Genomic DNA, 13,795 nt, shown 5'->3' on the forward strand with positions numbered 1-13,795 from the left:
AGTCAGATGCCCGGCCAGCCGAGCAGCAACGCAGCAAAGGCAAGACAGCGTACCCGGAACGACAGGAGGACAAGCAGTACCGGCAGGAGACACGCGCGGCATATCGCGCCGCGCGACACGTGATTGACGGAAGTGGTTGTTGGACGACGCGACACAACAATAACGCCAATGAAGGGACATCCCATGAGTCAGCACATCATTCGACCCGCACGCCTGCGTTACGCCATCGCCTTCGCCACGGCGGCGGGGCTCGCGGGTCTTTCCAGTCAGGCCATGGCCGATCAGTATCAGGATGCGGCAAGGAAGTGGATCGACCAGGAATTCTCACCCTCCACGCTGAGCAAGGACGAGCAGATGTCCGAGCTCGAGTGGTTCATCAAGGCCGCCGAGCCGCTGCGCGGCATGGAAATCAAGGTGGCCTCGGAAACCCTGACCACCCATGAATACGAGTCCAAGGTGCTGGCCAAGGCCTTCAGCGAGATTACCGGCATCAAGCTGACCCACGACTTGATCCAGGAAGGCGACGTCATCGAGAAACTGCAGACCCAGATGCAGTCCGGGCGCAACATCTACGATGGCTACGTCAATGACTCCGACCTGATCGGCACGCACTTCCGCTATGGCAAGGTCGTGCCGATCAGCGACATGATGGAAGGCGACGGCAAGGCCTTCACCTCGCCGACCCTGGATCTGGATGACTTCATCGGGCTGGATTTCACCACCGGCCCGGATGACAAGCTCTATCAGCTGCCGGACCAGCAGTTTGCCAACCTGTACTGGTTCCGCGCCGACTGGTTCGAGCGTGAAGACTTGAAGAAGCAGTTCAAGGACAAGTACGGCTACGAGCTGGGCGTACCGGTCAACTGGTCAGCCTATGAAGACATCGCCGATTTCTTCACCAATGACGTCAAGGAAATCGACGGCAAGCGGGTCTATGGCCACATGGATTACGGCAAGAAGGACCCGTCACTCGGCTGGCGCTTCACCGATGCCTGGTTCTCCATGGCGGGTGCCGGCGACAAGGGCCTGCCCAACGGCCTGCCGGTAGATGAGTGGGGCATTCGTGTCGAGGAATGTCAGCCGGTGGGTTCCTCGGTGACGCGTGGCGGCGCGGCCAATGGCCCGGCGGCCGTCTATGCCACCACCAAGTACGTCGACTGGCTGGGCAAGTACGCACCGCCGGAAGCTCAGGGCATGACCTTCTCCGAGTCCGGCCCGGTGCCGTCCCAGGGCAACATCGCCCAGCAGATCTTCTGGTACACCGCCTTCACGGCTGACATGACAAGAGATGGTCTGCCGGTGGTCAACGACGACGGCACGCCTAAGTGGCGCATGGCGCCGTCACCGCATGGCCCGTACTGGGAAGAGGGCATGAAGCTTGGCTATCAGGACGTGGGTGCCTGGACCTTCTTCGACTCCACGCCGGAGAAGAATCGTCACGCCGCCTGGCTATATGCGCAGTTCGTGACCGCCAAGACCGTCTCGCTCAAGAAGACCCTGGAAGGCCTGACGCCGATCCGCGAGTCGGATATCCAGTCCCAGGCGATGACCGATGCCGCGCCGAAGCTGGGCGGTCTGGTCGAGTTCTATCGCAGCCCGGCACGGGTGCAGTGGTCGCCGACCGGCACCAACGTGCCGGATTATCCGAAACTGGCCCAGCTGTGGTGGCAGTACATCTCCCAGGCCGCCAGTGGTGAAGCCACGCCGCAGGAAGCGCTTGATGGCCTGGCCAAGGCGCAGGACCGCATTCTCGAGCGTCTCGAGCGCGCCAAGGTGATGGACAACTGTGGGCCGAAGCTCAACGAGGAACGTGATGCGGAGTACTGGTTCGCCCAGCCGGGTGCGCCGAAGGCCAAGCTGGACAATGAGAAGCCCAAGGGCGAGACCATCGCCTATGACGAGCTGCTCAAGAGCTGGAAGGAGTGATCTCGGCTGGCGCGTCATTGCGCCACTGAGCAGGCTCCTGAATGACCGCTGCAACGACAACGCCCCTGCCGGTTACCCGGCAGGGGCGTTTTTTTGCCAGAGCGATCAGCGACAGCGTTTCAACACTGCCTCATTGCTGGCTCTCAATCGAGACTCTCAATCACGGTAGAGGTCGATGCTTGGGCAGGAGCAGATCAACTGGCGATCGCCATGCACGTTGTCGACCCGGTTGACGGCCGGCCACTGCTTGGCCGCCTTGACGTGCTCGCTGGGGAAGGCACCGATCTCGCGGGAATACCCACGGTTCCATTCGGCGTCCATCAGGTCCGCCTGGGTGTGCGGCGCGTGCACCAGCGGGTTGTCTTCCAGGGTCCATTCGCCTTGCTCGACACGGGCGATCTCGGCGCGAATCGCGATCATCGCCTCACAGAAACGGTCGATCTCGTAGAGCGACTCGGACTCGGTGGGCTCGACCATCAGCGTGCCCGCCACCGGGAACGACATGGTTGGGGCGTGGAAGCCGTAGTCGATCAGGCGCTTGGCGATGTCTTCCTCGCTGATGCCGGAAGCGGCCTTCAGCGGGCGGATATCGATGATGCACTCATGCGCCACGGTGCCGTTCTTGCCGCGATAGAGCACCGGATAGTGCCCATCGAGACGCGTGGCGATGTAGTTGGCGTTGAGGATCGCAAGCTCGGTGGCCTCACGCAGCCCCTGCGCACCCATCATCTTGATGTAGGCCCAGGAGATCGGCAGGATCGCCGCGGAACCAAAGGCGGCGGCGGAGACGGCGGTACATTCCGGCTTCACGCCTTCCAGCGGGGTGACCACGTGGTTGGAGACGAAGGGTGCCAGGTGTGACTTGACGCCGATGGGGCCCATGCCCGGTCCGCCGCCACCGTGGGGAATGCAGAAGGTCTTGTGCAGGTTGAGGTGCGAGACATCGCCGCCGAAGTCACCCGGACGGCAGATGCCGACCTGGGCGTTCATGTTGGCGCCGTCGATGTAGACCTGACCGCCGTGATCGTGAACGACCTGACAGGCCTCGCGCACGGTTTCCTCGAACACGCCGTGGGTGGACGGGTAGGTGATCATGATCGCGGACAGCTTGTCGCTGTGCTGCTCGGCCTTGGCGCGCAGGTCATTGATGTCGATGTTGCCGCTGGCATCACACTCGACCACCACCACCTTCATGGCGGCCATCGCGGCGGAGGCCGGATTGGTGCCGTGGGCGGAGCTGGGGATCAGGCAGATGTCGCGCGCACCTTCACCGATGGAGGCCTGGTAGCGACGGATCGCGACCAGTCCCGCATATTCCCCCTGAGCGCCGGAGTTCGGCTGCATGGAGATGGCGTCGTAGCCGGTGATCTCGACCAGGAAGGCCGACAGCTCGTCGATCATCTGCTTGTAGCCGACCACCTGATCCGAGGGCGCAAACGGGTGGACGTTGGCGAATTCGGGCCAGGTGACCGGAATCATCTCGGTGGTGGCGTTGAGTTTCATGGTGCAGCTGCCCAGCGGAATCATCGCGTGGGTCAGCGACAGGTCCTTGTTCTCCAGGCGCTTCAGGTAGCGCAGCATCTCGGTTTCCGAGTGGTAGCGGCTGAAGGTCGGGTGGGTCAGGAAGTCGCTGTCACGCTGACAGGCCGCCGGGATCGCGCTTGCGCCCTTGGCCAGCAGGTCCTGGTCCAGCGCGGCGACGGACAGGCCGTGCTCCTCGCCGAGCAGCACGTCGAACAGCACGCCGACGTCAGCGGCGGTGGTGGTCTCGTCGAGATTGATGGTGATGCGGCCGTCGCCGTGGTGGCGCAGGTTGATCTCGTGGGTCAGCTCGCGACCATGGATCTTGCCGGCATCCACGCCGGTGACGGTGATGGCATCGAACCAGCTGTCGTGGGCCAGTGTCATGCCGCAGCGCGTGACGCCCTCGGCGAGAATGCTGGTCAGGCGATGCACCCGGGTGGCGATGCGCTTGAGGCCTTCGGCGCCGTGATAGACGGCGTAGAAGCCGGCGATGTTGGCCAGCAGCGCCTGGGCGGTGCAGATGTTGGAGGTCGCCTTCTCGCGGCGGATGTGCTGCTCGCGGGTCTGCATCGCCATGCGCAGCGCCGGATTGCCGCGCGAGTCCTTGGAGACCCCGATGATGCGGCCCGGAATCGAGCGCTTGAGCTTGTCGGTGGTGGCGAAGAAGGCGGCGTGCGGGCCGCCGAAGCCCATCGGCACGCCGAAGCGCTGGGAGGTGCCGACGACGATATCGGCACCGAGGCTGCCCGGCGACTTGAGCAGCACCAGGCTCAGCAGGTCGGCGGCCACCACGGTCATCGCGCCATTGGCGCGTGCCGCGTCCAGCAGCGGTGCGAGATCGCGTACCTGACCGGTATTGCCCGGATACTGGAACAGGGCGCCGAAGATGTCGTGCTCACCGACCTTCTCGGCAGCATCGATGACCAGCTCGAAGCCGAAGTAATCGGCACGCGTGCGCATGACGTCCAGCGTCTGGGGCAGGACATCGTCGGCGATGAAGAAGCGATTGCTCTTGTTCTTCTTGTTGCCACGCTGACACAGCGCCATGGCTTCGGCCGCGGCGGTGGCCTCATCCAGCAGGCTGGCATTGGCCAGTTCCATGCCGGTCAGGTCCATCACCGCCTGCTGGAAGTTGAGCAGCCCTTCGAGACGGCCCTGGGCGATTTCCGGCTGGTACGGCGTATACGCGGTATACCAGCCCGGATTCTCCAGCACGTTGCGCTGGATGACCGCCGGCAGGTGGGTGTTGTGATATCCCTGGCCGATATAGGTCTTGAATACCTTGTTCTGACGCGCCAGGCGCTTGAGATAGTCCAGTGCCTCGGATTCCGTGCGCGGCCCTTCGAGGTCCAGCTCGCGTCCCAGACGGATGGCCGCCGGCACGGTGCGGTCAATCAGCGTCTCGATGCTGTCTTCACCCAGTGTCGCCAGCATGCGCGTGACATTGGCGGCAGTCGGGCCATTGTGACGGGAAATGAAATCATCGTGCCCGGCCAGCTGGGCCAGGGTAAGCGTCTCGTGAGCCATGCAAGGAATCCTGTGCTGCAACGGGAACTGCAAGTGACAGTCCGCGGGAGGAACATCGCCTTGCCGGCGCAGGAGGGCGGGCAGGGCGTCGGGAATCGTGAAGCCTCGGCTGGGGGCGCCGAGCCAGCGTACTACCGGGTGAGACGGGCAAGCGGCCTCCAGCCATGTGACAGCGCTGTCTCGGACAGCGGCTGGAGGCCAACCGTGATCAGGCTTCGCTTTCCACCAGCTGGGTGTAGGCGTCCGCGTCGAGGAGTTTTTCCAGCTCGGCGCTGTCAGCGACCTTCATCTTCAGAATCCAGGCATCGTCATAGGGGCTTTCGTTGACGGATTCCGGCGCGTCTTCGAGGCTCTCGTTGACGGCGATGACTTCGCCGGCCAGCGGCGCGTACAGATCAGAGGCCGCCTTGACGGACTCGATGACACCGAACTCTTCTTCCAGCGCCAGTTCGCGACCGATTTCCGGCAATTCGACGAAGACGACGTCGCCCAGCGCTTCCTGAGCGTGGTCGGTGATGCCGATGGTCACGGTACCGTCACCGTTGTCCTGAACCCACTCGTGACTCTCGGTGTACTTAAGCGTGGCAGGAATGTTGCTCATGAGTGTTTTCCTATGTGAAAAGATTTTCTGATTCAGGGAATCGTTGCGCCATTATGCACGAAGGTCTCGACACGTGGCAGTAGCTGAGCGCGGCGTGCCTCTACGACTTTTGGCGAGTGGCAAGCGAGTTGCCCTCTTCATCGTGGTCCGTCGTGCTCCGGGCGTCCAGTGTCTCGCCTTGCCACGCCCGGTCTATCTGCGCCATGGCGCGAAGGTATCAGCGCACAAGGCCCATGAGTGCAGGGTACAGACCGTTTTTTCTCCGCTGGAAGTCAGTTCTCCAGGTCCTCATCCTCTGACGGGAGGTGGGTTTCCAGCGAGAATCTGATGCCACTTTCCTGCGCTTGCGAGCCCTGTTGAGTCGAGGTAGAGTGTCGCCTGTTTCGTATTGGAAACTTGTTTCCCATGTTGTGTCTAGATTCGCGTGCTGTCAATGGTGTCTCAGGCAGGGACACCCACATTCACTGAGAGAAGCTCCTTCACGCTCTGATGATCAGGCGTGTCCTGATGGCAGGCATCCCCGAGCGCCGCCGGAGCGTGCCTGTCGTCACGGGACTGCCCGCGAGAGGTGTGGGGGAAGACCCGGGAGAGGCTCAGGTTGCCGGCACAAGGGAAAGAGATATCCACTGAGTGACGCCCATCAACGGGCTGAATCCCTCAGGCGATTGACACATTTTCATGATTTTTGCGTGACGTTTTGCTCACATTCCAGCGTAAAGCCCTGTTGGGGTAGTGAAGACTGGAAGCTTCCGCTAATGTGAGCTGTCCGTTTGGCGTGCTGGCCGGTTGACCGGCTGGCCAGACGGGATTTCCGATGTGTCTCTCCTCGCATCGAGTCATAACAACAATTCAGCGGAGGAAATCTGCGTGGAAATGATCAGTTCTCTCTTTACCGCCATCAATGGCGTGGTGTGGGGCCCGGTGATGTTGATCCTGCTGCTCGGGGTCGGCTTCTATCTTCAGGCGGGCCTCAAGGGCATGCCGATCCGCAAGTTGGGTACCGGCTTCAAGCTGCTCTGGAGCGGGCGCGCGCCCGGCAAGGATGGCGATGGTGAAATGTCGCCGTTCAATGCCCTCATGACATCACTCTCCGCTACCATCGGTACCGGCAACATCGCGGGTGTGGCGACGGCGATCGCGCTGGGTGGACCGGGGGCGATCTTCTGGATGTGGATCACGGCGCTGGTCGGCATGGCGACCAAGTACGCCGAGGCCGTCTGTGCGGTGCGTTATCGCGAAGTGGATGACAACGGCAACCACGTCGGTGGTCCGATGTACTACATCCGCAACGGACTGGGGGCCAAGTGGGGTTGGCTGGGGGGCGCCTTTGCCTTCTTCGGCTGCTTCGCGGCCTTTGGCATCGGCAATACCGTGCAGTCCAACTCCGTGGCGGATGCCCTGGAAACCTCGTTTGCCATTCCGCACTGGGCCTCCGGTGTCGTGATGATGGTGCTGGCGGGTGCGGTCATTCTGGGTGGCATCAAGCGCATCTCCAGCGTGGCGGGCAAGCTGGTGCCGTTCATGGCGATTGCCTACTTCCTGTCGGGCATCGTCATTCTGGTGATCAATGCTGACCAGATCGGTCACGCCTTCGGCCTCATCTTCACCTACGCCTTCAATCCAGTCGCGGCGACTGGCGGCTTTGCCGGTGCGGCGGTGATGGCGGCCATCCGTTTCGGTGTGGCGCGCGGTATCTTCTCCAATGAAGCCGGCCTGGGCAGTGCGCCCATCGCCCACGCTGCCGCGCAGACCAAGAACCCGGTACGTCAGGGGCTGGTCGCCATGCTGGGCACCTTCATCGATACCATCGTCATCTGCACCATCACCGCGCTGGCCATCATCACCTCCGGCCTGTGGTCTTCCGGTGAGACGGGGGCGGCGCTGACCTCCATGTCCTTTGATCAGGCCCTGCCGGGTGTCGGCAACCATCTGGTCGCGATCGCGCTGGCCGTGTTTGCCTTCACCACCATCCTTGGCTGGTCCTTCTATGGCGAGAAGTGCTTCCAGTACCTGTTCGGTACGCGCGCCATCATGCTGTATCGCATCGTGTTCGTGATCGCGATTCCGGTGGGCGCGATGGCCAAGCTGGATCTCATCTGGCTGATGGCGGATACCTTCAATGCCTTGATGGCGATTCCGAACCTGATTGGTCTGGCGCTGCTGTCGCCGGTGGTCTTCAAGCTGACCCGCGACTACTTTGACGGCAAGGAAGTGCTGGCGGGCGAAGACCGCTGATCGCATCAGGAGCCCCCCGTCGCTGGCAGGCGCGGTGGGGTGAGCCCCCTCAGATTGTCCTATCTCGATCACTAGCCTCCGGCAGCACAGGGCCAGATTCACCTGGCTGTCGGAGAGATGTTGCATGCCACTCTGGAGAATGATGATGTCCGATTCCGCCGCTGTCACCGGTCTCAAGCAGACCGCGCTTCACGACCTGCACGTCGAGCAGGGAGCGAAGATGGTCGAGTTTGCAGGCTATTCCATGCCCGTCCAGTATCCGCTGGGCGTCAAGAAGGAGCACGAGCATACGCGTGCCAAGGCGGGGCTGTTCGATGTCTCGCACATGGGGCAGCTGATCCTGCGCGGAGAGAACGTGCAGGCGGCGCTGGAGACGCTGGTACCGACGGACATCGTCGATCTTCCGGTGGGCATGCAGCGTTACGGACTCTTTACCAGTGATACCGGCGGTATTCTCGATGACCTGATGATCGTCAATGGTGGCGATCACCTCTATGTGGTGGTGAATGCTGCCTGCAAGGATCAGGACGTCGCGCATCTGCGTGTGGGGCTGCCGATGGAGATCGAGCTTGAGGTGCTGGAGGATCGGGCGCTGCTCGCCCTGCAGGGGCCGCTGGCTCACGCGGTCATGCAGCGTCTGTCGCCCGAGGCCTGCGAGCTGACCTTCATGCATCATGCCCATGTCACCATCGATGGCATCGAGTGTTGGGTCAGTCGCAGCGGGTATACCGGTGAAGATGGTTTCGAGATCTCCGTCCCCGATGCTGAGGCGGAGCGCTTCGCGCGTCTGCTGCTGGCGGCGGAAGAGGTGGAGTTCATCGGTCTCGGGGCGCGGGATTCACTGCGTCTCGAGGCTGGCCTGTGCCTGTATGGTCATGATCTGGACACCACGACGTCGCCGGTGGAAGCCAGCCTGATCTGGGCGCTGGGCAAGGTGCGTCGTCAGGGCGGTGCACGTGAAGGCGGCTTCCCGGGGGCGGACGTCATCCTGACCCAGATCGCCAACAAGGATCACACCCGCAAGCGAGTCGGTCTGGTGGCTGAAGGGCGTGCTCCGATTCGCGAAGGTGCCGAGCTCTTCGACGGCGAGGGCAACCGCATCGGTGTCGTGACTTCGGGCAGCTTCGGCCCGAGCTACGGCAAGCCGGTCGCCATGGGCTATGTGGCGATCGCGCACAGCGTGCTGGACACTCAGGTCTTCGCGGACGTACGCGGCAAGCGACTGCCGATGACCGTGACGAAGATGCCCTTCGTCGAGCAGCGCTATTACCGCGGCTGATGATGGGCTGAAGACAGGCAAGGCTGGACGGGAAAGGGGCTGCTTCGGCGGTCCCTTTTTCGTTGCCTGTGACAGGCGTCAGGCGTCAGGCTCGGCTCTGGTCCGGGAGACCTGGATCGTGTCGTGCGCTGCAGGCAAGTGGCGCTGAGGCACGACGGAACTGGCTGGCAGGGGAGGGGCCGTCACGGCTTTCGAGGCAATCTCCAGACGCAGAAAAGCCCGCCGAAGCGGGCTTTTCCGTGGAAAGAGAGGTTAGTCTCTTTCAGCTAACTCATGATCAGTCGATGATCTTGATGTTAGCGGCCTGGAGGCCTTTCTTGCCCTGGGTGACGTCGAAGGAAACCTTCTGACCGTCTTGCAGAGACTTGAAGCCTTCAGCCTGGATTTCGGAGAAGTGTGCGAACAGGTCGTCACCGTTGTCGTCCGGAGAAATGAAGCCGAAACCTTTGGTGTCGTTGAACCACTTGACTGTACCAGTTGCCATGATCGTAATTCCTTACTGATGATATTGCCGGGAGTTACCCGATATACGTGGGTAAAACAAGGAGGATATGCACCAGGTACCGAAGTGTTTCGATCACGACTGACGATATACGACTTGCTAACCAACGAGATCAATACTGCGCTGCCGCGCCTCCAAGGTCAAATGAAATATCAAAAACTTCGCCTTTGGTCGGGTGTCTCGTGAGCAGATTCTTCTCGAATGGACGGCATTGCGCCAGTCAGTTTTCCAGATTTCGCAAGGATTGACAGTGACTTGCTTTTATCCCGTTATCCTGGTTTCTGGTCGGTGTGGAACCTCGCCGTATATCGCCCCGCTTGAGAGGTTGCCAAGGTGAGTCATCGTCGTGGGGATTGGGCGTGCGTGCGGGCTTTCAAGGCAGTGGGCAGCTCCTCGCGAAGGATCCGCCAGGTCGTCATGCTTGGTGAGGGAAAGAGACAAAAAAACCGGCAGCGATGGCAGCGCTGCCGGTGGATGGTCTTGCAACCATCAAGACTCTCGGAGAGCGGCGATGATGCGCCCATCATCGCCGGAGAGATGGAGTGTCAAGCGATGCATCTGGGCCGTCTCAGGCGTCCAGCTGCATCTCGGGGACGTTGTCGGGCACGATGAGCTTGCCTGCGGTCAGGCGCTGTATCTCCTCGACACTGACGCCTGGCGCGCGTTCCAGCAGGTGGAAGGCACCGTCCTTGATCTCGAGGAAGGCCAGGTCGGTCAGGACACGGCGAATGCAGCCGGCACCGGTCAGTGGCAGCTCACACTGGCTGAGCAGCTTGGACTCACCATGCTTGGAGGCGTGGGTCATGGTGCAGATGATGTTCTCGGCACCCGCCACCAGGTCCATGGCGCCGCCCATGCCTTTCACCAGCTTGCCGGGGATCATCCAGCTGGCGATGTTGCCGTTCACGTCCACCTCGAAGGCGCCGAGTACCGTCAGATCGACGTGCCCGCCGCGAATCATCGCGAAGGATTCGGCGGAGTCGAAGATGGCGGCGCCATCGATGGCGGTCACGGTTTCCTTGCCGGCATTGATCATGTCGGCGTCGACCTCGTCGTCATAGGGATAGCGTCCCATGCCAAGCAGGCCGTTCTCGGACTGCAGCATCACGTCGATGCCATCCGGGATGTAGTTGGCGACCAGGGTCGGAATGCCGATGCCCAGATTGACGTAGGAGCCGTCCTGGATTTCCTGTGCCACTCGCTGGGCCATCTGTTCGCGTGTCAAAGCCATGATGTATTCCTTGTCTGAAGCGCCATCGAGGTGACGCCTTGCCGTGTCGGGGAGTGTCGTCGCGAGAAAACGGATGCAGGCGGAGCCTTGGCTCAACGCGAGCGAACGGTCCGTTTCTCGATGCGCTTCTCGAAGCTGCCCTTGATGACGCGGTCGACATAGATGCCCGGAGTGTGGATCTCGGCCGGGTCCAGCTCGCCGGGTTCCACCAGCTCTTCGACTTCGACCACGGTGATCTTGCCTGCGGTTGCGGCCAGCGGGTTGAAGTTGCGTGCCGTGTGACGGTAGACGACATTGCCGTAGCGGTCGGCCTTCCACGCCTTGACGATGGCGAAGTCACCCTTGATGGCTTCCTCGAGAATATAAGGGCGACCGTCGAATTCGCGGACTTCCTTGCCTTCTCCGATGGGCGTCCCGTAGCCGGTCGCGGTGAAGAAGGCGGGGATGCCGGCCCCGGCGGCGCGCATCTTCTCGGCCAGCGTGCCCTGGGGGGTCAGGATGACCTCGAGCTCTCCGTCCAGCAGCTGCCGTTCGAACAGGGCGTTCTCGCCGACGTAGGAGGCGATCATGGTCTTGATCTGGCGATCTTCCAGCAAGATGCCCAACCCGAAGCCGTCCACGCCGCAGTTGTTGGAGACGACGGTCAGGTCCTTCACGCCACGACGCTTGATCTCCTGGATCAGGTTCTCGGGAATACCGCAGAGTCCGAATCCGCCGGCGATCACCGTCATGCCGTCTTCCAGGCCCGCCATGGCATCGGCGTAGCGGGTCACTACCTTGTTGAATCCTGCCATGAAGTTCTCCTTGAGCATCTTGTGTAGTCGTTTTGACGGTGATGAGTCGCTGCTCATCTTCCGTGGCCGGCGCCTGGGGCAGGCGTCTGGCAAAGGCTTGAGTTCATCATTGCCGACAATCTGGTGGCTGTATATATTTGATAAGTTTGTTTTTTCTATCTATTGATAAGTTTTCATGAAGAGTCTCGGGGCAGTACGATATCGCCTTGCCCGCTCGTTTCCTGCACAGATCCGCCTGTGGTGCGGGCCAGCGGCGGATATGCACGACAGGGCTGGACGACTCGCGGTGCAAGGCTGTGCAAGCGGCTCTGGCCACCTTGGACCAATGGTGTAGAGGCCGACGGGTCTCCCGGCGACGGGTTGAGCCTGTTACCCCGAATGTCATCTCAAGGCGCGTCCCCCAGGGACCCCACAGGAAGGAAGCCGCATGACCTTGAAACAGTTGAAAGCCTTTGTCGCAGTGGCCAGAACCCTGTCCTTCGTGGAAGCGGGCACGTTGGTGCATCTTTCCCAGCCGGCATTGTCGCTGGCCGTCAAGAATCTGGAGGAGTCGTTGGGTGGGCGTCTGTTCCAGCGTTCCACTCGACAGGTCAGCCTGACGCCGGAAGGACGGGCCTTCTTCCCGCTGGCTCGCAGGATACTGTCGGATTGGGAGCATGCTGAGGACGAGATGCGCCAGCGATTCAGTCTCGGACGCGGGCGTGTGGCATTGGCTGCCATGCCGACCTTCGCCGGGAATCTGCTGCCAGGAGTACTGGCGGATTTTCGACGGCAGTTCCCGGAGATCACCATCGAGGTCAATGACGTGATCGCCGAGGAAGTCGTGGAGCGTGTCACCGATGGGCGCGTGGAACTGGGGATCTGTTTTGATCCCGGGGTACGCGAGGACCTTGTCTTCGAATCACTCTTCGAGGATCGCTACATCGCGATCATTCCCGAGGGGCACGCCCTGTTGCAGGGCGCTCCCGAGACCATCCATTGGGATCAGCTGCTGGAAGAGGATTTCATCACCCTGCAACGTCCCTCGGGCGTGCGACACATGCTGGAGCGGCGCCTGGCAGAGGCGGGACTCAAGCTCACCGTCGCCTTCGAGACCCATCAGCTGGTGACCTGCGGACGTATGGTGGCAGAGGGACTTGGCGTCAGCGCGGTACCGGCGATGAGCGCCGATCAGATGTCAGCGCTGGGATGTCGGTGCCTGGGGCTGGAAGGGCCGGTCATCGAGCAACGTGTCGGCGTGATTCGCCGCGGCCGTCATGAGCTGTCGGTCGCGGTCCAGGCGATGCTGGACACTCTGCGGGCCCGCTATCCCGTCTCGCCGCCGCCCGTGCCTGATGAGGATCTAGCGTGACGCCGTCAATAGCCGTCGGTAGGTCAGGCTGATGCGCACGCCCTCGAGCTTGCGTGGCGGCAGGGCGTGATGCAGTCGGTCCTGACAGCCGCGCCCCATCACCAGCAATGAGCCATGGGGCAGCCACAGGTTGAAGGCGGGGTCCTGTGCGTAGGGGCTGCGGGGATGTCCCTTGAAGCGCAGGGGCCGCTCTCGTCCCAGTGACAGGGCCAGCACGATGGGGCGGTCGCCAAGCTCCGGTTCATTGTCACTATGCCAGCCCATGCGGTCATTGCCATCGGCGTAGCGATTGGCCAGCAGGCTGTTGAAGTGCTGGTCGATATGGCGTTCCTGCCCCGGCTGCGCGCTCAGCTCGCGGTTGATGGCGTGACGGGCAAGCTCCCCCAGATGCCAGGCCATCGGACGCCAGGGTGCTGGCTCGAACAGGCTGCCGGAATAGCGATAGCGAGCCCCGGCGTCCCCCATCCATACCTGACGGCGAGGGATGGGATGCGTCTTGCCATGCACGCTCAAGCTCGGCCGCTGCCAGTCGAGCGTGGTATCCAGCGTGACCAGTGCCTGGTCGGCCTGCAGGGGAGTCAGAGCGGCTGGCTTGAGATAGAGCGGGTGCAGCGGATGGCGATACCAGCCATGGGCCAGTGTCTGCCAGTCGTCCGGCAGGCCAACAGGTCGCTGTCCGCTTGGCGGGGTGCGGGAAGGGGCGTGTTGAGGATGCGTGGCGAACAGGTCGCCGGCCTCGGAGGATATCGTCATGAGGTGAGCTTGCCAGAGCGAATTGACTGTCGGCAAGTCGAAGGTGGCCTGCCGCCGACAGGGCGTGCACCG

General features: G+C 62.1%; 10 protein-coding genes. 4 read left to right on the forward strand and 6 right to left on the reverse strand.

What is annotated here, in order from left to right:
* Positions 1-273 precede the first annotated feature (273 nt).
* Positions 274-1,926 carry an ABC transporter substrate-binding protein gene (locus tag HXS65_RS02900; RefSeq protein WP_240499748.1) on the forward strand — a complete coding sequence of 551 codons (1,653 nt, stop codon included), beginning with the start codon at positions 274-276 and terminating at the stop codon, positions 1,924-1,926.
* A 156-nt stretch (positions 1,927-2,082) separates the two neighbouring features.
* Here the strand turns inward: HXS65_RS02900 and gcvP are convergent, their stop codons facing one another.
* Together gcvP and gcvH are read right to left on the reverse strand one after the other, a co-directional pair.
* The gene (gene gcvP, locus HXS65_RS02905; RefSeq protein WP_084209003.1) at positions 2,083-4,977 is read right to left on the reverse strand and encodes an aminomethyl-transferring glycine dehydrogenase; all 2,895 of its coding nucleotides are present in this window, start codon (positions 4,975-4,977) and stop codon (positions 2,083-2,085) included.
* Between the two features lie 208 nt (positions 4,978-5,185).
* Complete coding sequence (gcvH, locus tag HXS65_RS02910) at positions 5,186-5,578, reverse strand: glycine cleavage system protein GcvH (protein ID WP_077372729.1); 393 nt, start codon at positions 5,576-5,578, stop codon at positions 5,186-5,188.
* 873 nt (positions 5,579-6,451) lie between these two features.
* Here gcvH and HXS65_RS02915 point away from each other — a divergent pair.
* Together HXS65_RS02915 and gcvT are read left to right on the forward strand one after the other, a co-directional pair.
* Positions 6,452-7,813: an alanine/glycine:cation symporter family protein gene (locus HXS65_RS02915; RefSeq protein ID WP_373996116.1), complete on the forward strand. Its 1,362-nt coding sequence runs from the start codon at positions 6,452-6,454 to the stop codon at positions 7,811-7,813.
* Positions 7,814-7,958: 145 nt separating this feature from the next.
* Positions 7,959-9,092: a glycine cleavage system aminomethyltransferase GcvT gene (gcvT, locus tag HXS65_RS02920; RefSeq protein ID WP_077372734.1), complete on the forward strand. Its 1,134-nt coding sequence runs from the start codon at positions 7,959-7,961 to the stop codon at positions 9,090-9,092.
* A gap of 277 nt (positions 9,093-9,369) precedes the next feature.
* On the opposite strand, the gene HXS65_RS02925 is transcribed toward gcvT, so the two are convergent.
* From HXS65_RS02925 to HXS65_RS02935, 3 genes are all read right to left on the reverse strand, one after another.
* Positions 9,370-9,576, reverse strand: a complete 207-nt coding sequence (locus tag HXS65_RS02925; RefSeq protein ID WP_077372737.1) for a cold-shock protein — start codon at positions 9,574-9,576, stop codon at positions 9,370-9,372.
* Positions 9,577-10,162: 586 nt separating this feature from the next.
* Positions 10,163-10,825 carry a 3-oxoacid CoA-transferase subunit B gene (locus HXS65_RS02930; protein WP_084209001.1) on the reverse strand — a complete coding sequence of 221 codons (663 nt, stop codon included), beginning with the start codon at positions 10,823-10,825 and terminating at the stop codon, positions 10,163-10,165.
* 92 nt (positions 10,826-10,917) lie between these two features.
* Complete coding sequence (locus HXS65_RS02935; RefSeq protein ID WP_077373240.1) at positions 10,918-11,619, reverse strand: CoA transferase subunit A; 702 nt, start codon at positions 11,617-11,619, stop codon at positions 10,918-10,920.
* 427 nt (positions 11,620-12,046) lie between these two features.
* Here HXS65_RS02935 and HXS65_RS02940 point away from each other — a divergent pair, with 427 nt between their 5' ends.
* Complete coding sequence (locus HXS65_RS02940) at positions 12,047-12,970, forward strand: LysR family transcriptional regulator (RefSeq protein WP_141392355.1); 924 nt, start codon at positions 12,047-12,049, stop codon at positions 12,968-12,970.
* Here HXS65_RS02940 and HXS65_RS02945 read toward each other — a convergent pair.
* A complete protein-coding gene (locus HXS65_RS02945; RefSeq protein ID WP_176493042.1) occupies positions 12,962-13,723 on the reverse strand; it encodes an alpha-ketoglutarate-dependent dioxygenase AlkB in 762 nt (253 codons plus the stop codon). The genes HXS65_RS02940 and HXS65_RS02945 overlap by 9 nt on opposite strands.
* Positions 13,724-13,795 lie beyond the last annotated feature (72 nt).

The organism is Cobetia sp. 5-25-4-2 (genome assembly GCF_013374075.1).
GTDB classification, from domain to species: domain Bacteria; phylum Pseudomonadota; class Gammaproteobacteria; order Pseudomonadales; family Halomonadaceae; genus Cobetia; species Cobetia marina.

What these genes read in the sequence shown, in the direction of transcription:
- gcvP (WP_084209003.1), bottom strand. Translation starts at nt 4,977, where the DNA reads ATGGCTCACGAGACGCTTACCCTGGCCCAGCTGGCCGGGCACGATGAT.
- HXS65_RS02900 (WP_240499748.1), top strand. Translation starts at nt 274, where the DNA reads ATGGCCGATCAGTATCAGGATGCGGCAAGGAAGTGGATCGACCAGGAA.
- HXS65_RS02945 (WP_176493042.1), bottom strand. Translation starts at nt 13,723, where the DNA reads ATGACGATATCCTCCGAGGCCGGCGACCTGTTCGCCACGCATCCTCAA.
- HXS65_RS02930 (WP_084209001.1), bottom strand. Translation starts at nt 10,825, where the DNA reads ATGGCTTTGACACGCGAACAGATGGCCCAGCGAGTGGCACAGGAAATC.
- HXS65_RS02915 (WP_373996116.1), top strand. Translation starts at nt 6,452, where the DNA reads ATGATCAGTTCTCTCTTTACCGCCATCAATGGCGTGGTGTGGGGCCCG.
- HXS65_RS02940 (WP_141392355.1), top strand. Translation starts at nt 12,047, where the DNA reads ATGACCTTGAAACAGTTGAAAGCCTTTGTCGCAGTGGCCAGAACCCTG.
- HXS65_RS02935 (WP_077373240.1), bottom strand. Translation starts at nt 11,619, where the DNA reads ATGGCAGGATTCAACAAGGTAGTGACCCGCTACGCCGATGCCATGGCG.
- gcvT (WP_077372734.1), top strand. Translation starts at nt 7,959, where the DNA reads ATGTCCGATTCCGCCGCTGTCACCGGTCTCAAGCAGACCGCGCTTCAC.
- gcvH (WP_077372729.1), bottom strand. Translation starts at nt 5,578, where the DNA reads ATGAGCAACATTCCTGCCACGCTTAAGTACACCGAGAGTCACGAGTGG.
- HXS65_RS02925 (WP_077372737.1), bottom strand. Translation starts at nt 9,576, where the DNA reads ATGGCAACTGGTACAGTCAAGTGGTTCAACGACACCAAAGGTTTCGGC.